Source organism: Neopusillimonas maritima (genome assembly GCF_003576595.1).
GTDB classification, from domain to species: Bacteria; Pseudomonadota; Gammaproteobacteria; order Burkholderiales; family Burkholderiaceae_B; genus Neopusillimonas; species Neopusillimonas maritima.
The window spans coordinates 59,917-84,250 of record NZ_NQOU01000002.1; the positions used below are offsets into that span (position 1 = coordinate 59,917).

The 24,334-nt window shown below is 52.8% G+C and carries 21 protein-coding genes; 9 read left to right on the forward strand and 12 right to left on the reverse strand.

The window, feature by feature from the left end; translation table 11 throughout:
- Position 1 precedes the first annotated feature (1 nt).
- Together gcvP and gcvH are read right to left on the reverse strand one after the other, a co-directional pair.
- Entirely contained in the window at positions 2-2,911 is a 2,910-nt protein-coding gene (gcvP, locus tag CJO09_RS05275; RefSeq protein WP_119441434.1) for an aminomethyl-transferring glycine dehydrogenase, read from the reverse strand.
- A 37-nt stretch (positions 2,912-2,948) separates the two neighbouring features.
- Positions 2,949-3,335: a glycine cleavage system protein GcvH gene (gcvH, locus tag CJO09_RS05280; protein ID WP_119441435.1), complete on the reverse strand. Its 387-nt coding sequence runs from the start codon at positions 3,333-3,335 to the stop codon at positions 2,949-2,951.
- 132 nt (positions 3,336-3,467) lie between these two features.
- Here gcvH and CJO09_RS05285 point away from each other — a divergent pair, with 132 nt between their 5' ends.
- Positions 3,468-4,115 (forward strand): helix-turn-helix domain-containing protein, encoded by a 648-nt coding sequence (locus tag CJO09_RS05285; protein WP_119441436.1) that lies wholly within the window; start codon positions 3,468-3,470, stop codon positions 4,113-4,115.
- Between the two features lie 31 nt (positions 4,116-4,146).
- Positions 4,147-5,277, forward strand: coding sequence for a glycine cleavage system aminomethyltransferase GcvT (gene gcvT / locus CJO09_RS05290; protein WP_119441437.1), 1,131 nt, complete (start codon positions 4,147-4,149; stop codon positions 5,275-5,277).
- A 55-nt stretch (positions 5,278-5,332) separates the two neighbouring features.
- Here gcvT and CJO09_RS05295 read toward each other — a convergent pair whose 3' ends face one another.
- From CJO09_RS05295 to CJO09_RS05315, 5 genes are all read right to left on the reverse strand, one after another.
- Complete coding sequence (locus tag CJO09_RS05295) at positions 5,333-6,469, reverse strand: FUSC family protein (RefSeq protein WP_119441438.1); 1,137 nt, start codon at positions 6,467-6,469, stop codon at positions 5,333-5,335.
- Positions 6,463-6,834 carry a hypothetical protein gene (locus CJO09_RS05300; RefSeq protein ID WP_147404902.1) on the reverse strand — a complete coding sequence of 124 codons (372 nt, stop codon included), beginning with the start codon at positions 6,832-6,834 and terminating at the stop codon, positions 6,463-6,465. The genes CJO09_RS05295 and CJO09_RS05300 overlap by 7 nt, the downstream gene beginning before the upstream one ends.
- Positions 6,835-6,854: 20 nt before the next feature.
- On the reverse strand, positions 6,855-7,241 hold the full coding sequence (locus CJO09_RS05305; RefSeq protein WP_119441440.1) for a hypothetical protein: 387 nt from the start codon (positions 7,239-7,241) through the stop codon (positions 6,855-6,857).
- Between the two features lie 152 nt (positions 7,242-7,393).
- The gene (locus CJO09_RS05310) at positions 7,394-9,565 is read right to left on the reverse strand and encodes a xanthine dehydrogenase family protein molybdopterin-binding subunit (RefSeq protein ID WP_119441441.1); all 2,172 of its coding nucleotides are present in this window, start codon (positions 9,563-9,565) and stop codon (positions 7,394-7,396) included.
- A 9-nt stretch (positions 9,566-9,574) separates the two neighbouring features.
- Positions 9,575-10,036: a (2Fe-2S)-binding protein gene (locus CJO09_RS05315; RefSeq protein WP_119441442.1), complete on the reverse strand. Its 462-nt coding sequence runs from the start codon at positions 10,034-10,036 to the stop codon at positions 9,575-9,577.
- A 221-nt stretch (positions 10,037-10,257) separates the two neighbouring features.
- On the opposite strand from CJO09_RS05315, the gene poxB reads away from it, so the two are divergent.
- Positions 10,258-11,976, forward strand: a complete 1,719-nt coding sequence (gene poxB, locus CJO09_RS05320; protein ID WP_119441443.1) for a ubiquinone-dependent pyruvate dehydrogenase — start codon at positions 10,258-10,260, stop codon at positions 11,974-11,976.
- 35 nt (positions 11,977-12,011) lie between these two features.
- On the opposite strand, the gene CJO09_RS05325 is transcribed toward poxB, so the two are convergent.
- Positions 12,012-12,767, reverse strand: a complete 756-nt coding sequence (locus tag CJO09_RS05325; RefSeq protein ID WP_119441444.1) for a sulfite exporter TauE/SafE family protein — start codon at positions 12,765-12,767, stop codon at positions 12,012-12,014.
- A gap of 67 nt (positions 12,768-12,834) precedes the next feature.
- A complete protein-coding gene (locus CJO09_RS05330) occupies positions 12,835-13,320 on the reverse strand; it encodes a nucleoside 2-deoxyribosyltransferase (protein ID WP_119441445.1) in 486 nt (161 codons plus the stop codon).
- Between the two features lie 63 nt (positions 13,321-13,383).
- Between CJO09_RS05330 and CJO09_RS05335 the strand changes: the two genes are divergently transcribed.
- Both CJO09_RS05335 and CJO09_RS05340 read left to right on the forward strand, forming a co-directional pair.
- A complete protein-coding gene (locus tag CJO09_RS05335) occupies positions 13,384-13,908 on the forward strand; it encodes a peroxiredoxin (protein WP_119441446.1) in 525 nt (174 codons plus the stop codon).
- Positions 13,905-14,825, forward strand: coding sequence for a ketopantoate reductase family protein (locus CJO09_RS05340; RefSeq protein WP_119441447.1), 921 nt, complete (start codon positions 13,905-13,907; stop codon positions 14,823-14,825). Before CJO09_RS05335 ends, CJO09_RS05340 begins: the two co-directional genes overlap by 4 nt.
- A 75-nt stretch (positions 14,826-14,900) precedes the next feature.
- Here CJO09_RS05340 and CJO09_RS05345 read toward each other — a convergent pair whose 3' ends face one another.
- A complete protein-coding gene (locus tag CJO09_RS05345) occupies positions 14,901-15,485 on the reverse strand; it encodes a flavin reductase family protein (protein ID WP_119441448.1) in 585 nt (194 codons plus the stop codon).
- Between the two features lie 167 nt (positions 15,486-15,652).
- Here CJO09_RS05345 and pgaA point away from each other — a divergent pair, with 167 nt between their 5' ends.
- From pgaA to pgaD, 4 genes are read left to right on the forward strand one after another with little or no spacing between them, the layout of a single operon-like run.
- Positions 15,653-17,860, forward strand: a complete 2,208-nt coding sequence (gene pgaA / locus CJO09_RS05350; protein WP_158582714.1) for a poly-beta-1,6 N-acetyl-D-glucosamine export porin PgaA — start codon at positions 15,653-15,655, stop codon at positions 17,858-17,860.
- Positions 17,861-17,864: 4 nt separating this feature from the next.
- Positions 17,865-19,904, forward strand: a complete 2,040-nt coding sequence (pgaB, locus tag CJO09_RS05355) for a poly-beta-1,6-N-acetyl-D-glucosamine N-deacetylase PgaB (RefSeq protein ID WP_119441450.1) — start codon at positions 17,865-17,867, stop codon at positions 19,902-19,904.
- A complete protein-coding gene (gene pgaC, locus CJO09_RS05360) occupies positions 19,901-21,247 on the forward strand; it encodes a poly-beta-1,6-N-acetyl-D-glucosamine synthase (protein WP_114419497.1) in 1,347 nt (448 codons plus the stop codon). The genes pgaB and pgaC overlap by 4 nt, the downstream gene beginning before the upstream one ends.
- Complete coding sequence (gene pgaD, locus CJO09_RS05365) at positions 21,244-21,663, forward strand: poly-beta-1,6-N-acetyl-D-glucosamine biosynthesis protein PgaD (protein WP_119441451.1); 420 nt, start codon at positions 21,244-21,246, stop codon at positions 21,661-21,663. The genes pgaC and pgaD overlap by 4 nt, the downstream gene beginning before the upstream one ends.
- Here pgaD and fahA read toward each other — a convergent pair.
- Together fahA and hmgA are read right to left on the reverse strand one after the other, a co-directional pair.
- A complete protein-coding gene (fahA, locus tag CJO09_RS05370; protein WP_119441452.1) occupies positions 21,655-22,938 on the reverse strand; it encodes a fumarylacetoacetase in 1,284 nt (427 codons plus the stop codon). The two genes, pgaD and fahA, sit on opposite strands and share 9 nt — an antisense overlap.
- The gene (gene hmgA / locus CJO09_RS05375; protein WP_119441453.1) at positions 22,935-24,287 is read right to left on the reverse strand and encodes a homogentisate 1,2-dioxygenase; all 1,353 of its coding nucleotides are present in this window, start codon (positions 24,285-24,287) and stop codon (positions 22,935-22,937) included. The genes fahA and hmgA overlap by 4 nt, the downstream gene beginning before the upstream one ends.
- Positions 24,288-24,334 lie beyond the last annotated feature (47 nt).

The window sequence follows — 24,334 nt, forward strand, 5'->3', positions numbered from 1 at the left end:
ATCACGGTGCTTCGGCAAACGCCTCCACGCCGGGGCAAGAGCACACAAAGTTACGGTCGCCATACACGTTATCCACGCGATTAACAGCCGGCCAGAACTTGGCTTCTTGTGTAAATGCAGTGGGAAACACTGCCGTTTCCCGCGTATAAGGACGATCCCATTGCACATCGACCAAATCAGCAGCAGTGTGGGGTGCCAACCGCAGCGGGCTTTGTTCCAACGCATAGTGACCCGACGCAACCGCATCGATTTCAGCGCGAATACCGATCATCGCTTCAATAAAACGGTCAAGCTCCAATTTCGATTCCGACTCGGTCGGCTCAATCATGAGCGTACCTGCAACCGGAAAAGACATGGTTGGCGCGTGAAAGCCATAGTCCATCAAACGTTTGGCGATATCCTCTTCAGTTACGCCGGTTTTCTCTTTAAGCGGGCGAATATCAAGAATACATTCGTGCGCCACCCGCCCTTGCACCCCACGGTAAAGAACGGGGTAATGGGGGGCCAGTTTCTCGGCAATATAGTTAGCCGCCAAAATTGCGTTTTGTGTTGATTTCACTAGCCCGTTTCGGCCCAGCAAGCGAATGTACATCCAACTGATCGGCAAAATACATCCAGAACCATAAGGTGATGCCGATACCGCCCCATTTTCGATATTCAACCCAGCGATGGGGACCACTTTATGACTGGGCAGAAACGGGGCCACATGCTTTTTCACGCCAATAGGACCCATGCCCGGGCCGCCCCCACCATGAGGAATCGCGAACGTTTTATGCAAATTCAAATGCGAAACATCGGCACCGATTAAACCCGGTTTGCTCAGACCAACCTGGGCATTCATATTGGCACCGTCCAGATAAACCTGCCCACCATGACGATGCACGATATCGCATACTTCTACAATACGTGCCTCGAACACGCCATGCGTGGAAGGATACGTAATCATCAATGAAGACAGGTCGTTCGCATATTGCTTCGCTTTCGCGGCCAAATCATCAATATCGACATTGCCACTGTCGTCGCAAGCGACCATGACAATCCGCATGCCCATCATGGCGGCGGAAGCGGGATTCGTCCCATGCGCAGAAGACGGAATCAGGCAAACATCACGATGGCCCTGACCAATGGATTCATGATATTTACGAATCGCCAACAGGCCTGCATATTCGCCTTGTGCTCCGGAGTTAGGCTGAAGCGACACGGCATCGTATCCGGTGATTTCTGCGAGTTGGTGTTCAAGGTCGGCCAAAAGCAAGCGGTATCCCCGGGTTTGATCTTCGGGCGCAAAGGGATGAATCTGCGCGAACTCAGGCCAGCTCACCGGCATCATTTCAGCCACGGCATTCAACTTCATGGTGCATGAACCCAATGGGATCATCCCATGCACCAAAGAATAATCTTTATTTTCAAGGCGCTTCAGATAGCGCAACATCTCGGTTTCAGAATGGTAGCGGTTGAACACCGGGTGGCTCAGAAACGCATCGGTACGACGCCATTGCGCCTTAATTCCGGCTTCATCATTCCGGGCCACTTGCTGGTCCAGCGCTTTGAAATCCACGTTACAGGCTTTACCGGTAAAAACGCATAACAAATCCGCCACATCACTTAGGGTCGTGGTTTCGTCCAGGCTAATCCCCAAACCGCCGTCGCCGATCCGGCGCAAATTCATGCCGTGATCCAGCGCGCGTTGATAGATTCCGGCCTGTTGATCGCCAACCGTAACGCACAAGGTGTCAAAATAAGATGCGTTCGTCGAAAAACCATTCTGTGCCAAGGCTGCCGCCAGCAAACGCGTTAAACGGTGAATGCGCTCGGCAATTTTCTTCAAGCCCTTGGGGCCATGATAAACCGCATATAAACTTGCCATATTGGCAAGCAAAGCCTGGGCGGTACAAATATTCGATGTGGCCTTCTCACGCCGAATGTGTTGCTCCCGCGTTTGCATGGCCATACGCAGGGCCGTTTTTCCGCGCTGATCGACCGACACGCCAATCACACGCCCAGGCACCATTCTGCGCAAGGCGTCGGTTGTGGCAAAAAAAGCGGCGTGCGGACCCCCAAACCCCATGGGCACGCCAAACCGCTGAGACGAACCAAACACAATATCCGCCCCCATGGCACCGGGGGGGCGCAGCAAAACCAAAGCCATAAGGTCACTGGCTACAGAAACGAGCGCCTGCTGTGATTTTGCCGCTGCGATGAACGGTTCCAGCTCAGGCACGTCGCCATAGGTACCGGGATATTGCAACAACACGCCAAAGACATCGTATTGATCAATATTGGCGGCATGATCCACCACCACGTCGAAGCCGTAATAGCGCGCGCGTGTTTGCAGAACATCCACCGTTTGAGGGTGAACATCGACCGCCACGAAATACGTTTGCGTTTTCTTACGACTGGCCCGCCCACTCAGTGCCATTGCCTCTGCGGCGGCCGTTGCCTCATCAAGCAGCGACGCATTGGCCAGGGGTAATCCGGTTAGATCCATGGTCATTTGCTGAAAGTTCAGCAAAGCCTCCAGGCGACCCTGGGAAATTTCAGGTTGATAAGGTGTGTAAGCGGTATACCAACCGGGGTTTTCCAATACATTCCGCAGAATCACCGGAGGAACATGGGTGTTGTAATACCCCATCCCAATAAACGAGCGATTCACCCGGTTTTGTCGTGCATAACTGCGTAATAGCCCCAAGGCGTCGGGTTCACTCAAAGCGTCGTCAAGGTCAAGCGGCTCGGTTAACCGGATATCGGCGGGCACGGTTTGCTCGATCAGCCCGTCCAGCGACAGCCCACCCATTGCAGCCGGCATAGCCTCGCGATCGTGCTCATTGATACCAACATGTCGATCCACAAAGTCGTTGTCCGGCAATAAATGATGCAAAACGCTAAAGTGCAATGGCGTCGAACCCGACATTCCCCTCTCCCTTGAAATTATCGTAAAAAATGTCTGCTCAATCGCCCAGCGTGGCGGCATAACCCTGTGCGTCGAGTAACGATGCCAGCTCTGCGGAATCGCTTACACGCACCTTTACAACCCAGCCTTCACCGTAGGGTGCGTTATTCACAGTTTCGGGCGCCCCTTCCAAAACCTCATTCACCGCGACCACCTCGCCGGAAACCGGCGCATAAAGATCCGAAGCGGCTTTCACCGATTCCACGACGGCAAACTCCTTGCCATGCTCCACCCGGCTTCCCATTTCAGGCAGCTCTACATAGACCACGTCACCCAACAGGGTCTGAGCGTGATCAGTGATACCCACAGTCACCGTGCCATCACCGTTATCAAGAACCCATTCGTGGGACGCGGTATATTTCAAATTCGACGGTAGTTCACTCATATTTAATCCCCCGAAAACGCTTGATTGCGGGTCAAAACCCGAAAAAATTGATACGCTAGAAATAATTCTAGTCTAACTAACAAAAAATTTCCTATAAGAAATTTTTGTTCAAACAGCTTAGGAACCGATGCGATGTCCGATCAAACTGATTTTCTTCCGAAAGATGATGAGAAATCCAGGCTCACACATACACGTTCCGATGAAGTGGTTGAACCATTGCAATTAGGCAAACGTTTGCGCGAAATTCGCCTGAGTCAAAACCTGACACTTGAAGAAGCGGCAAAACTAACGGGGCTTGCACGCTCCACGCTTTCAAAGATTGAAAACGAACAAATCTCGCCCACCTTCATGGCCGTTACGAAACTGGCACGCGGGCTGAATATCGATATGCCGCAACTATTCACCCGCCCGAAACAACCGCGACAAATGGGCGGGCGACGCGATATCACCCTGAAAGGGCACGGCAAGCTGCACCCTACACCCACTTACGAGCATGAGTTGCTGGCAACCCAACTTACCACCAAGCGCATGATTCCGTACAAAACAACGGTTCGCGCTCGGTCGTTCAATGATTACAACGACTGGGTGCGGCACGACGGCGAGGAACTGCTTTACGTCCTGTCGGGCAAGGTGATGCTGTACACCGAGTTTTACGAACCTATTGAGCTTCAGGAGGGCGACAGCGCTTATTACGACTGCGAAATGGGCCATGCATTGATTTCAACCAGCAAGGACGATGCAATCGTTTTGTGGGTGACAGCATGGCAAAAAAACAACTAGAATATTTCCACTATCGGAAACTTATTCTCTTATGAAAAACATCTCCTCCAGCCCTGCTGTTAAACACCTTCCTCTTCACGACCTGCATGTTGCCGCAGGCGCACGCATGGTGGCATTCGCCGGATGGCACATGCCGGTGCAGTACCCGGCGGGTATCAAACAAGAGCACCTGCACTGCCGCACCCAGGCCGCTTTATTTGATGTGTCTCACATGGGTCAACTGCGATTACATGGCCGGCATGCCGACCGTGCCCTGGAACACCTTACCCCAGCCGACATCGTTGACCTTCCGTTAAACCAGCAACGTTACGCGCTGCTCACCAGCTCTGAGGGCGGCATTCTGGATGACTGCATGGTCAGCCGTTATGTCGATTATCTTTACATGGTGGTGAATGCCGCACGTCGTGAACACGACATTGGGCACTTAAAAGCCAACCTGGGTGAGGATATCGCCGTTGACGAAATTCATGACCGGGTTCTATTGGCGCTTCAAGGGCCGCAGGCCGCCACCGTATTGGCCCGACTCCAACCCGAAATACAGCAAATGACTTTCATGGCCTCGCGTGCACTGGAAATTAACGGTGTGCAATGCTATGTAAGCCGTTCAGGTTATACCGGTGAAGATGGCTTCGAAATTTCCATACCCATTGCAGCCGCCACTCAGTTCGCCGAACAACTATTGGCGCAAAAAGAAGTTGCGTGGGCCGGATTGGGCGCACGCGATGCTTTGCGATTAGAGGCCGGCTTATGCTTGTACGGCCATGATATCGACGCGCATACCACCCCTGTCGAAGCGGGTTTGAACTGGTCTGTTGGCAAAGCTCGTCGCATTGGCGCAGCGCGTGAAGGCGGCTTTCCGGGCCACAGGCGCATACTTCGCGAACTGGTTGACAAGAGTGAAACACGAAAGCGAGTTGGGCTTGTAGTACAAGGCCGCGTGCCCGTACGTGAAGGTGCCGCCTTATACGATGAAAGCGGTAACCCCGTCGGCCATGTCACGTCGGGCCTGTTCAGCCCCTCGCTGGAACGCCCTATTGCGATGGCTTATGTCCAAACCCCTGTAGCCAAGGCACAGACCTCTTTACTGGCAGAAGTACGCGGGAAAAAATTACCCGTTACGGTTGTTTCTTTACCCTTTGTTCCGCACCACTATTTCCGGTAGAACGCTAAAAGAACAACGCTTGCTGTTTTTCGATGTGGGAACCACATATTTGCCACTACGCGGCGCCTGAACGCACCATGTCCCGGCGAATCGCCTCAGCCGCATCGATGAGTTGTTGCAAAGCCATAGAAGGCACAACACTGTCTGACACCCAATGCGGTTCGCTCATCGAATACGACTTGTTATTTGAAACAACGGGTACATCTTGCGACTCAAGCAATTTTTTCGCCTCCAACAAAGCACGTTTGATTTCGTTCGCCGCAGCCGGCCTTGACTCGACCGTTGATACAACATGCATTACCTGCATGGCCAAGACATGATTCTGAATCATTAAATGATTGAACGTGACTGCCTGTTGTTGATGACGCATAGGTTCATTCATCATGCGATAAAACGATGCTGAAAAGCGGCTTAAGGCAACGTATACGGCCTGCTCTGCCGCACCCCAGCTTTTGCGCGCCTGATCTGTCGCATTCTGCGGCGCCCCGATTAAAGCAATTGCGGCTTTCAGCAATCGAATGTTTGCCGCTTTCAGTTCATTTGCAAGCCCGGGCAAAAATCGCACTTCCCAGGTCGGCAAAATATAGCTGCATAAAAGTGCCACTGCGCACCCGAGCAACGTATCTACAAATCGCGCGCCCACAACAACATCGCCACTTGGACTCAGAAGATGAAACGCCGTGAGCACCAACACCGTATTGCACAACGCCGACACGAGATAGTTAACCTGGATAAACGCATAACCCAAAACCCCAAACAAGAACAAAACAGCAAGATACAACGCAGTATCATGAATTAAATGAAACAACACTACGGCAATGCCACAGCCAATCAGCGTTCCCCCCAGGCGCCAGCCATTTCGCTGGTGCGTAAGCGCAAAGCCGGGCTTCATCACCACAATAACGGTCAGTACCACCCAATATCCATGTGTACCTATTGCCTTAAGGGCGTCATCTTGAAACGTCTGAGCCATGGCATAAGACAAAAACATTGCCAACAGAACAGCCACTGTTACGCGCAGAGCATGACGAAAACTGGGCGCGCTTAGACGCAAACTGCCCAAATAAAGCCCTAAATGCCAGCGCTCTGGCGCAATAAGCGGGCTCAAAAAAGCCGATGTCGGACGACCGGGCGCTACGGCATTCGAGAGTAAATCGCGATGGGATGTGTATTGGGCAAGTTCATTCAACATTGCCTGTGCGCGGCAAAAGCGCTAATAAACCTGCTGCAGTACCCATAAAGCATTCTTTTTTCCGGGCTGTATTGCCCGTTTGAACTTTCTTGAAGCGCATGCTGAATCAGTTCCATTGAGGTCGGTGCAAGGGGTTCGGCATAGGTTGCGCGATTTCGGGCAATGTTTAGGGCAAGTCGCGCAATTCGATCAGCCATCTTCATCAACGTATCGTGCATAGCATTCAACACGACAGGCTCATGCAGGTCGTTTCGTATAGAGGAGAAGTCAGTTCTGGTATCAACGAAGTTGGTTAACAAGCGTTGCAACGCATTGGCTAAAATCGGTGGACAACGATCTTGATCAAGCGTCTGCACCGCATCCACGACAGCCGATTGCGCCCGGATCAACCCACGGTAGGCCACATCGAGATCTTGTCGGTTATCGTAGAGCGCAGCCCATATACCGCCAACATGGAAAACAAAAATGCCAGTATGGGAACGACCAACCAGACTAGCAGGGAATGCGCTGACACCAGGCCGGTAATAAATGCGGAAACCACGCTCAAGCCCATCGCAAACAGCATGGCGCTTCGCGTTTGTGGCTGCCCACCAGCGGCTTGATCGACAATCGCAACACACAAGGCGCCAATCGACATCGTCAACCCAGCCGCGTATGAGTGCCCTGACGCCACAATAACGACGGCAGGCGTCAGGGCCCCAACGGCTTGACGCACCCCTGTCAGTAAATAATGGCTGTAGAGAAACCGCTGAATATCACGCCAGACAATCAAACCTGCACCATCCTTTGTTAATGCCCTGTGTTGCACTGACGGCGATGATAACTGATCATATTCAAGATGTTTGAGATCGCAGGCGCAAAAAAACCTGACCCCGGCAATGTGAGCCGGAACCAGGTTTTAACAATACGATCAAGCCGCGCTATTTAAATTTCTTTGGGAAACGGCAATGTGCGCACTCTCTTGCCTGTCAGTTTCGCCACCGCATTAGCCACGGCCGGTGCAACCGGCGGCAAGCCTGCCTCTCCAATTCCCCCCGGAGCGTTGTCAGTTGGAATGACCTTGACATCAACCAATGGCGTTTGGTTCGCACGCAGCAAATTATATTGATGGAAATTGGTTTGCTGTGCCTGCCCACCTTTGTATACCAATTTTTCATCAAGCAAGGCCGACAAGCCAAACAACGCGGACCCTTCAATTTGGCTGGCAATATTACGTGGCGAAACAGCATGCCCGCAATCAACCGCCGCCCAAATATGATGCACCACCGGCTTGCCCTCGTTCATGGAGACCTCAACCACCATAGCGACGAAAGAAGTCCAGGTGTCAGAGAATGCCAGGCCCAATGCACGGCCCTCCGGGCGCGGCTTTTTCCACTCGGCCATGGCAGCCACTTCCTCTAGTACTTTTTGGGCACGAGGCTGATCTTTTGTCAATGCAAGACGCAATGCCAGCGGATCCTGACTCGTTTGCCCGGCAACTTCATCAATGAACGCCTCGATTGCAAATTTGGTGTATCCGGCCCCGACACCACGCCAAAATGACACATCCAACCCACGCTGCTCCAGACCATGCTCGAACAGTTGTCCGGGAATCGCGTAAATGGTGTCAGCCCCTTCCATCACTGGCGCATCTTTATTGCCTGATGCTTTATACGCCTTGGGATTGAAACGGGCGTAGATCCCTTCCGAAATCACACGTTGATGCCAGCCAACGATATTTCCTTTGTCATCAAGACCGGCCACAATATGCTGAGCAGTGAGCGGACGGGGACGAGAGCGCAGAAAATCGTCTTCGCGTGTCCATAGCACATGCACAGGAATACCGGGCATGGCTTTTGCCAGAAACACCGCATCAGCGGCATAGTCGGCTTCAACCCGACGCCCGTAACCACCCCCCAGGTAAGTAATATTCACCTGAATGTTTTCCGGCTTGAACCCCCCCACCGCTGCGGCCGTGCCGGTAACAATGCTGGCCGACTGGGAAGGCACCCAAAAGGTAATCTTGTCGCCGTTGACCATCGCCATGCAGTTCATCGGCTCCATGGTGCATTGGGCCACGTGCTGTGAGGTGAATGTGGCGGACAAGGTACGAGCAGCACCTTTCAGCTCGGCCGCAACATCCCCCTCTTTATGCCAGACATCGCCGGCTTCACCGACTTTTTCAGCACGGGCAACAAACTCTTGCAACGCAACATCACTGTCGTAAGAACGGGTTTTTGATGTTTCCGACCAGGTAACCTGCAGAAGGTCGCGCGCTTTCTTTGCCGTGGCAAACGTATCGGCCACAACCGCAACCCCATACGGCAACGTCACAACCTTTTGCACCCCTTTCACTGCTTTGGCTTTAGTGTCGTCAACCTTTTCAGGTTTCTCGCCCTGCACAGGCGTGCGCATCACGGCGGCCCAGACCATACCCGGCACTTTGGCATCGATACCAAAATCGGCTTTCCCGCTGGATTTGGCCGGCACATCAACACGAGGTTGGTTTTTACCAATAATGCGGAACTCAGACATGGGCTTGAGCATGTTTTTGTCGACTGCCGGCACTTGCACTGAGTCGCCGGCTTGAGCGGCCGCCTCACCGTATGTCATTTGACGTTTGCTTGCTGCATGCCTCAACACGCTGTTTTCAGCCACAACCTCATTAGCGGGCACAGACCACGCCTTCGCCGCAACGTTAATTAATGCCAATTTGGCCTGTAAACCCGCCAGACGCATCACTTCGTAATAACCAACCACCGTGCGGGAGGAGCCTGTAACCAGGCCGCCGCCAAAGCGCGGATTGCCAAAAAGCTTGGCATTACTGGGCGATTTTTCGATGCTGACGGTCGACCAATCCAGTTCCATATCCTCTGCCAAAATGGCGGGAATCGATGTCATGGTGCCCTGCCCCATTTCAGAAGCGGGCGAGTAGATGAGTGTTTTGTTGTCTGGTGAGATAACAACCCATGCAACCGGGCTGAAAGTGTCGCCGTTTGTAGAATCTTGCGCGGCCTGAACGACATTGAGCAAACCGTGACTGCCTAGCATGACACCCACCATTGTGGCGCCACTGCCCACCAGGAAAGACCGACGAGAAACAGATTTCAATTCCATGGTGCCCCCTTATGACAACGCTTTTTGCGCGTTAACAACGGCCGACGCGATTTGGTTATAGGTGCCACAACGGCAGAGGTTACCCGACATACCATCGAGCACCTCCTCACGTGTTAGTGGGCCTTTTGCATTTTTAATAACGCCGGCGGCCGACATAATTTGCCCTGACTGGCAATAACCGCATTGCGCCACCTGTGCCTCTACCCATGCCTGCTCAATAGCCTTGCCCTGTTCCGTTTCCATAAAGCCCTCTATCGTCGTAACGACCTTGTCTTTAACTGCTGAAACCGGCATGACACAAGACCGCATAGGCTGACCATCGATATGCACGGTACAGGCGCCGCATTGGGCCATGCCGCAACCAAATTTCGTGCCGGTCAGGTCGAACTGCTCGCGCAGGACCCACAACAAAGGGGTATCGTCGGCGACGTCGGCTGAAACCGACTTGCCATTCAAACTGAAGTTCACCATGAGTGTTTTCTCCGTTGCTTTATGTTTATTTTTTTTGTGTGTGTGTTGATATTGATGCAACCCGTATCACTGTAAAACCGATGATTGTAAAAATCACAAATATACGGAATCCTGACATTACCGATTTACTCAACTTTTCGCAAGAGGGATTCATCCGGATGAACCGATAATCACGTAAACTGTTTCGCGTGTCGCAAACTACTGGTACAAGGACATACATGATGGCCATCACCATTGCAGACTATCTTGCCCAAACACTCACCAATGCAGGAGTTAGCCGGATATGGGGGGTGACAGGCGACAGCCTGAATGGCTTTTCCGACAGCATGCGCAAACTGGGCACGCTGCAATGGATGCACACCCGACACGAAGAGGTAGCCGCGTTCGCAGCCGGTGCTGAAGCTGCGGAAACAGGGCAACTGGCGGTATGCGCCGGCAGTTGCGGGCCAGGCAACCTGCACTTGATCAACGGCCTATACGATTGCCATCGGAATCGCGTTCCCGTTCTTGCCATTGCAGCTCATATTCCCTCAACGGAAATCGGCTTGGGGTATTTCCAGGAAACCCACCCTCAAGAACTGTTCAAGGAATGCAGCCATTATGTCGAGCTGGTGAATGACCCGGCGCAATTCCCCCGCATACTTGAACGCGCCATGCAAGCGGCCATACGCCGACGCGGCGTTGCCGTCATCGTACTGCCTGGTGACGTCGCGCTTAAACCCGCACCCGACCAAGCCAAACCGGTAAGCGCGGCCAGGTCGGCCACCTTAGTGCCCGCTGCAGGTGATATCACCCAGCTTGCTCAACTGCTTAACGATTCCGAGGCCGTCACACTGCTGTGCGGCAGTGGATGCGAAGGCGCGCACGACGAAGTTGTGGCACTGGCGAAGGCCCTTGGCGCACCCGTCGTACATGCACTGCGAGGCAAACAATTCATTGAGTACGACAACCCCAACAGTGTCGGCATGACGGGGCTCATTGGCATTAGTTCTGGTTATCACGCCATGGAGCAATGCGATACGCTGGTCATGCTGGGTACCGACTTTCCTTACCGACACTTTTATCCTTCGCGGGCACGCGTTGCGCAAATCGACATCAACCCGGAGGCTCTGGGCAAGCGTGTTCCGATAGAGCTCGGTATCAATGCCGATGTTCGCGCCTCTTTAACAGCGCTACTGCCAAGCATTAAACAAAAAGAAAACCGTGCATTTCTGAATAAAGCACTCAAGCATTATCAAGCGGCCCAAAAAGAACTGAACGACTACGCCCGGCCGGCCGCCGATAACGCCGCCATTCATCCTCAGTACCTGACTCACCTGATCAGTGAACGCGCGACCGACGATGCCGTGTTCACGGTCGATGTCGGCACCCCTACCCTATGGGCCGCACGCTATCTGAAAATGAATGGCCGCCGACGGCTGCACGGCTCTTTCAACCACGGATCAATGGCCAATGCCCTGCCCCAGGCACTCGGTGCGCAAGCCGCCAATCCGGGGAAACAGATTATTTCCCTTTCGGGTGACGGCGGTTTGTCGATGCTGCTGGGCGACTTGCTTTCTGCACGACAGCTGAATCTGCCGGTAAAAATTGTCGTTTTCAACAACAGCTCACTGGGTTTTGTTGCAATGGAAATGAAAGCGGCCGGCTATGTTGATACAGGTACCGACTTCATAGACACTAATTATGCCGATATTGCCAAAGCGGCCGGCCTTGACGCAATACGTGTTACCGAATCCTCGGCCTTACCCGACACAATTGACCGTTTTCTGGCATTACCCGGACCGGCACTTCTGGATGTGGTCATCGATAAGCGGGAGCTGGCGATGCCACCCAAAATTACGCTGGAACAGGCTAAAGGCTTCAGTTTGTATATGTTGCGTGCTGTGTTAAGCGGAAAAGGCAACGAAGTGGTGGAAATTGCCAAAACCAACCTGCGCTAGGCCGGCTTGAGCCGGCCGGGGAAAAGCCAACTTGGTTAAACCGACTTTACAACCAGCATTAAAGCCAGAATCACCAGAAACCCAATAAGGACGCGACGAAAGGCGATTTCGCTTAAAAACCGGCGAATCGCTTTTCCGAACCGCAACCCAACAAACATTGGCAGCAATGCCAGCGCAGACAAAGCCACCTCGTTGAATCCAAAACGCCCGTACCATAGCATGGCAATATACGTGGGCAAGGAGCCGAGTAAGTAAATAATACTAATCGACGCAATAAACTCCTCGCGTTTAAGGCGAAGTGCCATCAAGTAAGTAATAATAATCGGCCCGGTAAGCGTCGACACGCCCCCCATAACACCGGCAATCGCCCCAACCACCGGCCCCATCCAGCGCTCCTGCTCCGGCCTGATTTCGCGTGGACGCACGAACATTAAACCCACTGCACTGAGTACCGCAACGGCAACAACCACATTGAAAAACGCAACGGAAAACCCGGCGGTGAGTTTTACGGTGGCGACCGTGAACAACAACTGTACCCCGATGACACTACCGAAACGTCGCAGGCTATAACGCCAGTTACCGCCCTCTATCGCCTGCCAGAAATTCGACAATAGAACCGGCATGACCAACAAACCCATGGCCTGGGTACCCGGAACAACAAGAGACAACATAGGCAGTACAACCGTTGGCAAGCCCACACCCATTGTTCCTTTTACAATGCCGCCAACAACGAAAATCGCCCCAACGCCTATCCATACAAGCCATGACCAGTCCAGCTCGGTTAGCAGCACTTTCTCTCCTGTTGCAAAAACGATTGTTAAAAATCAGCGCCCATAAGTATAGAGCTAGCGATTCCACCTACTTCAAAATACGCGCTATTTCCTGAATCGCTTCGTCAACTGAATGACTAAACCCGGCCCATTGACACGCCATCATTAAATTACGCGGTAAACCAAAATCCTCCACCAGCAAACCATCTGGGTCAAGGCCGTTCTGGTTCGTCTCAACTTGATTCTTTAACGACCCGTGATCGGGAAAATAGGCCCACACCGGCTTGCCAAGCGCAATGGCCGCCCCCACTTCAAAAGCCGTACCGGAATCAGGCTCTTTGCCGCGAAACCACTGCAAGTTGGCCACTACACCATCGGCCTCGCGAATCATTTGCATATTAGCCAACGCGATTGCCCTGGCAGTGTCAAACGATGAACCGGCATTTGAAATTTCATTATCCAACGGATATAACCCTTCCAACCCTGCCTGACGACAACGTTCCTTTAAATACCGCCCCCATTCAACGCTGTCGACACGGAACACATCAGGCCCCGCCAGATAAACTTTTTTCATAAAACGAAACTCAACAACTTAATTTAATGCGGGCTATTATCTCAGTTAGACAAGGAGCCCACCATGACTAAATTCCTCAAGCCTCTTATATTTTTTACCTGCCTGTCGCTGTTTGCCTCGCCGACCTGGGCGCTTAAGGTGGGTGACATGGCACCCAACTTTTCATTACCCGCCTCCGACGGCAACACCTATTCGTTATCCGACTTTCGCGGCAAGCAAGCAGTTGTACTGGCCTGGTTCCCAAAAGCGTACACATACGGCTGCACTATTGAGTGCAAATCATTAGCCGAAAACGGTGACAAGATTCGCCAGTTTGATGTCACCTATTTCATGGCCAGTGTCGACCCGCTGCTCGACAACAAAGGCTTTGCCGAAGAAACAGGTGCCGATTTCCCTTTATTAAGCGATGAAGAGAAAACCGTTGCCAAAGCGTACGGCGTGCTAAGCGCATCGGGCGTGGCCAAACGGCATACGTTTTATATTGGTAAAGACGGGCGTATTCTGAAAATTGATACGAATGTACGGCCTGAAACCTCTGCTGAAGATATGGTTGAAAATTTGCAGAAACTAGGAGTGACAAAGCAATGAAAATTCTGATGGTTGGCGCCGGCGCAGTGGGCGGCCAGTTTGGCGCATATTTACACGAAAGCGGCGCAGACGTTCATTTTCTTTTGCGCCCGGCGCGTAAGGAAATCATCGATAAAGAAGATTTAACGCTTGACTTGCCAACCGGAAAAGTGCGTATACAACCGCGCACACTGACCGCCGCTGAACTTACGCCCAACTACGAGCTGATTGTGATCAGCTGCAAGGCGTATTCGCTGGACAGTGTCATTAACGATATAACCCACGCCATAGGCGAGAAAACCGTTATTCTGCCTTTGCTTAACGGGCTTCGGCATCTTGAAATACTCGGCCAAAAATTTGGCCATAACCGTGTACTGGGCGGTATTGCCAAAACCGTCGCCACCCTTGCAACACCCTCGTGTATTCAAATTAAACATGGGCCGGGTAACATAACCGTTGGCGCGCGAACACTCGAACAACAAGCAAATGCCGAAGCCGTAGCCGCAACATTACATGCAGGCGGGGTTCACACCTATTTTAGTGAGCACATCATGGACGACATGTGGGACAAGTACTGCCTCATGGCATCCCTGGGCGCTGCGAACTGCCTGTTGGGCGGCGCAGTAGGTGAATATATGCGCAGCCAGGCAGGCGGTGAAATTGCTTTGCAACTGTTCAAAGAATGCGCCGACACTGCGGCGGCATCCGGGCACCCCTTACACCCTGAATCAATTGAACGCATTCAACAGGCGCTCACCAACCGCCACTCCGGTTTCAGTGCTTCAATGTACCGCGATATGCAAGCAGGCCTGCCGGTGGAGGGTGACCATTTGGTGGGCGACATGATGCGTCGGGGGGAGAGCCTTGGTGTTGCGTGCCCGACGCTTAAGATCGCACACGCAGTGCTGGAAACCTATATGGGCCGCAGAGCGCCTTAACGATAACGAACAACTATGCGTGTGCCAAGCCTGCCAAAAGAAACAGGCAAGCTTGCAGCGCAATAGCTTGCGAGGTCATAACAGGGCCTTGCCCTGCACAATATTGCCTGCGGTGGCGAAAACCCCGCCACCCAGGTGGTGAATAGTATGCAAAGCCTGGTTTTGGTCGTTAAATTGCCAGCGACCATTGGAAAAAACAGACGGATCGGCTGCCGCACTCACCACTTCCGCAAAACATGTGTCATAAGCACCTTCGGTATGCTTTTCAGGAATTCGCCTGCATTCCAGCCATGCGGCACAGCCGCTTTCCACAAGCGGTACGCCGGTTTCCGACCCAACAACGACCGGAACATCCAACGCACTTACTTTATCGTGATCACGCCCACTTACTCGGCCTACGGAATACGTTAAATCAATCGCCGTCGCGCCCGGTATACAAATACCGAACACCCCGCTGCCTTCGATCAGTTCTCGTGTAAAAGTGGTTTTATCGATAACAATAGCAATACGCGGCGGCTCAAACTCAACCGGCATCGACCACGCAGCGGCCATAATATTCCGCTTACCCTCATGCGCGCTGGTTACCAACACGGTGGGGCCATGATTAATTAAACGGTTTGCATGCTTTAGAAGCACTGGCTGAAATACTGAAGAACTCATTACGATAACCTTTGATTTAAACAGCGTTGTTGCATTCTTGATTCAACTCAAGCTTTTTATTGCAAAAACAACCGCAACACCACCCTAAACGCCTAAAATCTGCAAAACAACCGCTCCTTTCTTCGCTCATGCGCCTATTGCCGTTCTTTATATTTGCTCTAGTATTATTGCTGCCCACGTATACTCAAGCCAACCAGGCTCTTAGCGCAAATGCCATTTACCAACAAGCCAGCCAGTTACGCGATCAGCAGAAATGGGCTGCCGCTATTGCATCGTTCAAAGAAGGTATACAACGCTACCCGCAATCGCTGCCTTTGGCCGTTGGGCTGACAATGACATTGGCGGATGCCGGCGACATTGATTCGGCACGCCTTCAGGCAAGAAAGCTACACACCCAATGGCCCGACCAACCTGACTCGTACATTGCGGCCGCATACGTTGAGTTTCGTGATCAAAAACCTCATGCGGCTTTATTTTTCGTCGACAAAGCCTACACCCTTGCCCCCCAACTGGCTTATGTGCAGCGGGAATATATTTTCGCGTTACAACGCGCAGGAATGCCCGTTCCAGCTTTCAACCTGTCGGAAGAACACCCGGATCTGCTTACCCCCGCACAAAAACGGGAACTGAAAGGCGACGTACTGGCTGAACGGACTCGACTGGCAACCGCACCTGCCAGGCCTGATTCAGCCCGATTCAATATTGCCGATCGCGTGCTGGCAGACTACGCCCGAACCATCGCAAAATGGCAGTTGGAAAACCAGGCCCATTCCGACATCATCCGACTACGCATTGATCGCTTAAGCGCTTTACACGCACGCAAGCGCTACGCCAGTATCATTCAAGAGTACGAGGCGCTGGTCGAGCAAGGAATAAATGTACCGGACTACGCCCTCAGCGTGGTCGCGTCGTCTTACCTGACCTTACGTGAACCGGAAATTGCCACACGCCTATATGAACGTCTACTGCAAACGCCAGAAGGTGAATGGCGCAAACCGCGCCGGGTCGACGATGAAATCGGCCTGTATTACGCGCTGCTCGAAAGTGGCCGTTACGACGATGCCTTGAATGTCATCACACAAGCCGATGAACGCCAGCCAATTTGGCTATATATTCCAGGCCAACCTGAGCGCCTGCCCAACCCGAGAAAACTCGATACCGCTTTAACACACACCATGGCTTATTACGCCCTGGACGACCTTGAAAAAGCCCAGTCAAGTCTCGACGAAATGGTTGAAAAAGCCCCAAACAATACGGTTTTACGCACTGCGCGTGCAACCGTATATCGAGCACGCGGCTGGCCGCGTGCGGCCGAGCGCGAACTTCAACTGGCGCAAACCATGACACCACGGGCAAGCGATGTAGAGGCGGGCCAGGCATACACCGCTCTACAATTACAAGAATGGCAACAAGCCGACATGCTGATAAGCGATCTGGTGACCCGCTACCCCGAAGAGCCTGGCGTTCAAGCACTCGAACGCGACTGGCACATCCACCAACGCCCGGAGCTGCGAATTGAGGCTTACCGTGGGCTGGCGTCAGACAACCCCGCCGTCGGCAACCGCGATTGGGGGTTTGACTCGGCAATTTACACATCCCCATTCAATCACAATTGGCGAGCGTTTGCCGGAGCCGGTCAGGCAACGGCTTCATTCGACGACGAAAATATTGATTACCGTTGGCAAAGAGCCGGCTTGCAATGGCGGAGTCGCGCGATTAGCGTTGAAGCGGAGCTGTCGGCCAACCGGTTCGGATACGGCACCAAAACCGGCGCCCGTCTGCAAGGGGACATTGATTTGAGTGACGACTGGCAACTCGGTTTACACGGCGCGCTACTGTCTCGTGAAACCCCGCTGCGAGCCCTTAAAGACAACATTCGCTCAAACAGTACAGGCATCGCCCTGCGCTGGGCGCCTCATGAGAAAACGTCTATTAATATGGGGCTGACATACGCTCGTTTTTCCGACGGCAACCACCGTCTTCTTACGCTGTTAATGGGGCGTCAGCGTTTACTGACTCAGCCAACTTATCAAATTGACGCCACGCTGGACCTTTCCTTTCAGCGCAACACATTACATAACGCGAATTACTTTAACCCGCGCAGCGACTTAACAGTTGTGCCCGGCCTAACGTTTAACCAGACACTTCACCGCCGCTACGATACCCACTGGCGTCATTTCGTCACACTGGCCACCGGCGCCTACACACAAAAAGGTTATGGAACTGGTGCCTTAATCAGCCTCGGTTATGGGCAGCGCATCAGCCTGAATAAAGTGCTGGAAGCCGGACTGAGCATAACCGGCACGTCGCGCCCCTACGATGGCGCACGCGAGAAAGAGCTACGCATTCAATTCGACCTGAGTTACCGATTCTGAAAACATGAACCCATTCATTCGTCTTGACGCATTTCGGCTTCTCTTCTGGGCATTGGCCCTTGCCGGTCTTGCCTTGCTTTCAGCCTGCCACACGCTGGATTCCATGCCGTTCACACCGCCCAACGAAAGGCCAACGGGCAGCATGGAAACTGAATGGCCCCAACACGAATTGCTTACGTTGGCCTATCACGATGTGGAAGACGGAACGCCCGACCAAACTTTCTTGAGTGTCAGTACAGACCAACTGATTAATCAATTGGCCTGGCTACGCGAAAACGAGTTCGAAGCCGTGTCGGTTGATCAGGTTATGGCCGCACATAAAGGGCTGGAACCGTTACCCGAAAAACCAGTCTTGCTTACGTTCGACGACGGTTACAAAAGTTTCTATACCCGTGTGTACCCAATATTAAAAGCCTACCAATGGCCGGCTGTACTGGCGCCGGTAGGAAAGTGGGTGGATACACCGCCCGGCGGAAAAGTTGATTTTGGCGGTACACCCGTTAATCGTGATCGCTTCCTGAACTGGCGGGAAATTGCAGAAATGTCGAAATCGGGGCTGGTTGAAATTGCCGCCCATACCAACGACTTGCACTTTGGCACACTGGCCAACCCACAAGGCAATAAAGAACCAGCCGCATCCAGTTATCGATTCAATGCAGAAACGCAAAAATACGAATCCCCGGAACATTACCGGCAGCGCCTATCGAAAGATGCCAAAGCAATTGCCGGAAAGATAGAAAAGGCGACCGGAAAAGCACCACGGGTATGGGTCTGGCCCTATGGCTCGGCAGGTGGAACAGCATTGCATATTCTGGCGCAAGAGGGTTATCGAGTGGCCATGACGCTGGAGAATGGCGCAGGAACAGTGAACGCGCTCATGAACATGCCTCGCATGCTATTGGCCAACGCACCCGGATTGGGCGATTTCGCGTCTCAGGCATTAAGCGTGGATCAGCCCGACGTGGTGCGGGTGGCCCATATAGACCTTGACTATCTCTATGATTCAAACCCAGCTCAAATGGATAGAAACCTGGGCTTGCTTGTGCAACGAATCGCAGACCTGGAAATTACAACGGTTTTCCTGCAGGCCTACGCAGACCCGATTGGCGACGGATTGGTGCAATCGGTTTACTTCCCCAACCGGTGGTTGCCGGTTCGGGCCGATATTTTCAACCGCGTTGCCTGGCAACTTCGCAACCGGGCGAAGGTTAAGGTTTATGCCTGGATGCCGGTTCTTAGTTTTGATCTGGACCCCGCTTTCGACCGCGTCGCCCGATGGGATCCAAACACGTCTCAAAGTAACGCCCAACCCGACCCCAACCAGTACAGGCGACTTTCACCATTCGACGCACGCGCACGCAAGCAGATTATCGACATCTACGAAGACCTCGCCCGGTATGCGCACTTCGACGGCTTACTTTTCCATGACGATGCTTTATTGGGTGATTTCGAAGACGTTAGCCCCTCGGCGCTTAAAGCCTATAAACAAGCAGGCTTGCCCGACGATATTGAAGCACTGCGTTCCAATCCTGCACTCATGCACCGCTGGACACGCTTTAAAACGAAAGCGCTTAATGACTTCACCATGGAACTTGCCGAGCGGGTTAAAGCCGTGCGTGGGCCGCAAATAAAAACTGCGCGCAATATCTTCGCTATGCCTATATTACAACCAGAAAGCGAAGCCTGGTTCGCCCAAAACCTTGACGACTTTCTTGCGCTGTACGATTACACCGCGCCCATGGCCATGCCCTATATGGAAGGTATTGCGCCGGAGCAATCAAATGAATGGCTAACAAAAATAGTGAAGGAAGTGGCTGAACGGCCTGGTGCCCTTGAGCGGACTGTTTTCGAAATTCAGGCCCGCGACTGGTCGAAACCAGGCAGCCCGTTTATTAGCGGCCCGGTAATGGCCGGTTGGATGAAAACATTGCAATTATCTGGTGCAAAACATTTTGGGTACTACCCTGACGACTTTATCGCCAACCATCCCCCATTGTCCGAAATTCGACCGGCAATCTCGGCTTCCTGGTATCCCTATCCATGAAAGAGCGCATCTTTACCAAAATTGCCTTGATATTCATGCTTGCCACCCCTGTTGCGGCACTTTTTGCATTAGGCGAAGAGGTCGTACTGGGCTTTCTTTTCTTTTATCCCTTGTTTATGTCGGGCTTCTGGATGGCCGGCGGGATGTACTTCTGGTGGCATTGGGAACGGCAATGGGAATGGGGCCCCGATCGCAAACCACCGGCTTTGCCCGGAGATCCGCTCATTTCCATTCTTGTTCCCTGCTTTAATGAACAAGAGAACGTGCGCGACACGCTACATTACGCACTTAATCAACGCTACTCCAATATTGAAGTCATTGCGATCAACGATGGCTCTCGCGACCGCACTGCGGAAATCTTGAACGAACTCGCAACTGATCACCCTAAGCTTCGCGTTGTCCATTTGGCGGAAAACCAGGGCAAGGCGGTCGCTCTGCGCATGGGTGCACTCGCCGCCCACAGCGAATACCTGGTTTGTATCGATGGCGACGCCTGCCTTGATCATGATGCGGCAGCTTACCTTGTTCAACCGCTGGTTCAGTATCCACGCGTTGGCGCGGTGACAGGAAACCCACGCATTCGCACGCGATCCACGCTGGTCGGCAAAATCCAGGTTGGCGAGTTCTCTTCAATTATCGGTTTAATCAAGCGCACCCAGCGCATTTACGGGCAAGTCTTTACCGTATCAGGCGTCGTTGCCGCGTTTCGGCGGCGCGCACTCGACCGGGTGGGGTACTGGAGCCTGGACATGATTACTGAGGATATTGATATCAGTTGGAAACTCCAAAGAGACCATTGGTCGATCTTCTATGAGCCACGAGCACTTTGCTGGATTCTAATGCCAGAAACCCTGAAAGGCTTGTGGAAGCAACGGCTGCGCTGGGCGCAAGGTGGCGCTGAAGTATTCGTGAAAAATGTTCACGATTTATGGACCTGGCAACATCGGCGTCTTTGGCCCATGTTTGCAGAGTATTGCCTTTCAACATTGTGGGCTTATCTCTTTGCGGCTTCCATTCTTCTTTGGCTTGTTGGGCAGTTTGCTCCGTTGCCGGAGGCTATTCGAGTTCACAAGTTGGTGCCGCCCGGCTTTACCGGCTTGGTACTGTGCGCTGTGTGTCTGATGCAATTTACGGTTAGCGCCTTCATCGATCAACGCTACGAGCGTAATAGTTTGCGTAACCTGTTCTGGATTGTTTGGTATCCCATGGTGTACTGGATGATTAATCTGGCAACTACGTTGGTTAGTTTTACAAAGGTAGCGCTTATGGGCCAACGCCCCCGGGCTCGCTGGATCAGCCCCGACCGAGGCATTCATAATCAACCCGTGGAACGATCTGAATGATTATTCAAACGCAACGCCCATGGCACCTCATAGTGCTTGATACCGTACTCACCGTCATTGCATGGGCCGGGTTTTTGGCGTTGTTTGTTATGGGGTTCAAGTCGTTGTGGGCAATGCTGCAAAACCATAATCCCGAATATCTGGTGAATGAGGTCATTCCACTTATCAACACCTTCGGCTTTTATACGATTTTGGGCATTCTTAACGCATTGATCTTGTTTTTTTGGGCCCGCTACAATATTTACAGATTTCGGGGAAAAGAGCGCCGCAAGCCAATTGAAAACTTGAACCAGGACGGTTTACTTCATAGTTTCAACATTAGTCACGCAAGCTTGCAGGCACTTCACGAAAACAAAGTGGTCGTGATCCATCATCAGCCGGACGGCTCGGTTGCGGCAGTGCAAACCTTACAGTGACCGAGCAGCCAACACTTTCCCTTCGCAATTTCCGAAGCCCACCCGATAGCCTTCGCCCTGACACCAGCCGGTAAGCCTAATCGCATCGCCGTCTTCAATAAAGCCGCGCTGCCCCCCGCCCTTCAACGCCAGGGGCTCACGACCATTCAAGGTGATTTCCAGCAACGACCCCAAAGACCCCGGCTCCGGGCCGCTAATGGTTCCCGAGCCCATGAGGTCACCCACCCGAACATTGCAGCCCGAAACGGTGTGATGCGCCAATTGCTGCGCTATTGACCAATACAAATAGCGAAAATTGGTTTGGCACAACAATGTTTCATCATGTCCCTCATGCGGCCTCAACCAGGCCTCAAGATGAATATCGAAAGCATGCTCACCGGTTTGCTGTAAATACGCCAGCGGCTCGGGTGACTGCGACGGCTGGGCAACCCGGAATGGTTCCAACGCGTCGAACGGCACAACCCAGGGCGAAATGGTGGTCGCAAACGTTTTGGCATTAAACGGCCCCAAAGGCACGTACTCCCATGCCTGAAGATCACGCGCGCTCCAGTCGTTCAACAAGACCATGCCGAACACATACTCTTGCGCCTGATCACAGGGGATCGGCGTACCCAACGGCGTCTGTGCGCCCACAATAAAGCCCATCTCCAACTCCAGGTCGAGCTTGCGGCACGCGCCAAAAACGGGGCGCTGTTGGTCGGGTAACTTCATTTGGCCATTAGGCCTTTGAACCGGCGTGCCACTCACCACCACCGACGATGCCCTGCCGTTATAGGCGATGGGCATCTCAAGCCAGTTTGGCAGCAAGGCATTATCGGGATCGCGAAATAATTTGCCGACATTCGTGGCGTGCTCTTTGGAGGAGTAAAAGTCGGTATAGCCCGGAATCTGAACAGGCAAATGCATTTGTACACGCGTGCTGGGAACCAAACAACGCTCTCGCAGCATCACGTTATCCCGTAAAGCGGGTTCTGAATCCCGCAAAAGTTGTGCGATACGCTGGCGGGCGTCACGCCAGGCCGCCCGACCCAACGTAATAAAAGGGTTCAGCGTGGAATGATCAAAAACTTTTTTACCGCACCATAACAAGCCTTCCGCTTCCAGTTCAGATAAATCCAGTACAAAATCGCCAATTGCAACACCTATACGTGGACTCGCCCCAGGTTCAGGCGAAAAAACACCATAAGGCAGGTTTTGAATGGGGAAGTGCGTATCAGCCGAATTGGCAGACTCAACCCAGCTACGCCAATCTGGTTGCGGCCCAATCGTGGTCATACAGATTCTCCAGAGTTAAAGTGGCGTGCAACACTTTGCCAGCACAAATAATAGTCTTTCTGTCGCAAGGGGCTGCCAAGCGCCTCATTCGAGGGCAACAACGGAACACGTGTCTCGAACATAAAAGCCAGCGTATCCGTTACTTTTCGTGGCTGGCTGGTATCTTCGTTCGAGGCTTTATCAAAAGTTTCCGCATCGGGCCCATGCGAAACCATGCAATTATGCAAGCTCGCCCCACCCGGCACAAACCCGCCTGACTTGGCATCGTATTGCCCCTGGACCAAGCCCATAAACTCGCTGGCAACATTACGATGAAACCATGGCGGACGAAAGGTGTTTTCTGCCACCAGCCAGCGTGGCGGGAAAATGACAAAATCGATGTCATCCACGCCGGGAGCATAGCTGGGTGACTGCAACACCAGGAAAAGCGACGGATCGGGGTGATCGAAACTAATGGTGCCGATTGTGTTGAAACGACGCATGTCGTATTTATAGGGCGCGTAATTGCCGTGCCAAGCCACCACGTCGCATGGTGCATGACCGATCGACGCACACCACAATGCGCCCTGAAACTTGGCAATTAACTCGTAGTCACCCTCCTGATCTTCATACCAGGCGACAGGCGTTTCAAAGTCGCGCGATAAGGCCAGGCCATTTGAACCAATCGGCCCCAAATCGGGCAAACGCAACAAGGCACCATAATTCTCGCAAATATAGCCTCGCGCATGGCCGTCGAGTAAGCTCACATTAAACCGGCACCCTCGCGGTATAACCACCATTTCCTGCGGTTCAACACGTAACAGGCCAAACTCGGTTTTAATCCCCAGCCGCCCCTCCTGGGGCACAATCAGCAACTCACCGTCGCCGTTATAAAAATAGCGATGCCCCATCGACTCGGTTGCGCAATACATATAAATGGCACAGCCCGACATCGACTGTGGTGCCCCGTTCCCGGCAAACAGCCGCCAACTGTCAATGAAATCTGTTGGCTGCGCAGGTATCGGCAGCGGATTCCACCGCATTGGATTGGGTTCCGGTTGGGCACACAATGGCTCTTCCACCCAGGCATTTGAATACGGCTTGAAAGGCGAATGTACCGCACCCGGGCGAATGCGATAAACCCAACTTCGCCGGTTTACATCGCGCGGGGCGGTAAATGCCGTTCCCGAAATTTGCTCTGCATATAAACCGTGCGCTACCCGCTGCGGCGAATTTCGCCCAACCGGCAAGGTGCCGGCCAACGCCTCTGTTGCAAAATCATTGCCAAAACCCGACTGATATTGCAACTCGGATTGATCGAACAAACTGGAGTCGGCCGCTGGAGCAGCGGCCTTGTGCTTTAACGACATAATGTCATCCTTATCAGAACAACGCTGTTGTTCCAATGAAATAACAA

What these genes read in the sequence shown, in the direction of transcription:
- gcvP (WP_119441434.1), bottom strand. Translation starts at nt 2,911, where the DNA reads ATGTCGGGTTCGACGCCATTGCACTTTAGCGTTTTGCATCATTTATTG.
- gcvH (WP_119441435.1), bottom strand. Translation starts at nt 3,335, where the DNA reads ATGAGTGAACTACCGTCGAATTTGAAATATACCGCGTCCCACGAATGG.
- CJO09_RS05285 (WP_119441436.1), top strand. Translation starts at nt 3,468, where the DNA reads ATGTCCGATCAAACTGATTTTCTTCCGAAAGATGATGAGAAATCCAGG.
- gcvT (WP_119441437.1), top strand. Translation starts at nt 4,147, where the DNA reads ATGAAAAACATCTCCTCCAGCCCTGCTGTTAAACACCTTCCTCTTCAC.
- CJO09_RS05295 (WP_119441438.1), bottom strand. Translation starts at nt 6,469, where the DNA reads ATGTTGAATGAACTTGCCCAATACACATCCCATCGCGATTTACTCTCG.
- CJO09_RS05310 (WP_119441441.1), bottom strand. Translation starts at nt 9,565, where the DNA reads ATGGAATTGAAATCTGTTTCTCGTCGGTCTTTCCTGGTGGGCAGTGGC.
- CJO09_RS05315 (WP_119441442.1), bottom strand. Translation starts at nt 10,036, where the DNA reads ATGGTGAACTTCAGTTTGAATGGCAAGTCGGTTTCAGCCGACGTCGCC.
- poxB (WP_119441443.1), top strand. Translation starts at nt 10,258, where the DNA reads ATGGCCATCACCATTGCAGACTATCTTGCCCAAACACTCACCAATGCA.
- CJO09_RS05330 (WP_119441445.1), bottom strand. Translation starts at nt 13,320, where the DNA reads ATGAAAAAAGTTTATCTGGCGGGGCCTGATGTGTTCCGTGTCGACAGC.
- CJO09_RS05335 (WP_119441446.1), top strand. Translation starts at nt 13,384, where the DNA reads ATGACTAAATTCCTCAAGCCTCTTATATTTTTTACCTGCCTGTCGCTG.
- CJO09_RS05340 (WP_119441447.1), top strand. Translation starts at nt 13,905, where the DNA reads ATGAAAATTCTGATGGTTGGCGCCGGCGCAGTGGGCGGCCAGTTTGGC.
- CJO09_RS05345 (WP_119441448.1), bottom strand. Translation starts at nt 15,485, where the DNA reads ATGAGTTCTTCAGTATTTCAGCCAGTGCTTCTAAAGCATGCAAACCGT.
- pgaB (WP_119441450.1), top strand. Translation starts at nt 17,865, where the DNA reads ATGAACCCATTCATTCGTCTTGACGCATTTCGGCTTCTCTTCTGGGCA.
- pgaC (WP_114419497.1), top strand. Translation starts at nt 19,901, where the DNA reads ATGAAAGAGCGCATCTTTACCAAAATTGCCTTGATATTCATGCTTGCC.
- pgaD (WP_119441451.1), top strand. Translation starts at nt 21,244, where the DNA reads ATGATTATTCAAACGCAACGCCCATGGCACCTCATAGTGCTTGATACC.
- fahA (WP_119441452.1), bottom strand. Translation starts at nt 22,938, where the DNA reads ATGACCACGATTGGGCCGCAACCAGATTGGCGTAGCTGGGTTGAGTCT.
- hmgA (WP_119441453.1), bottom strand. Translation starts at nt 24,287, where the DNA reads ATGTCGTTAAAGCACAAGGCCGCTGCTCCAGCGGCCGACTCCAGTTTG.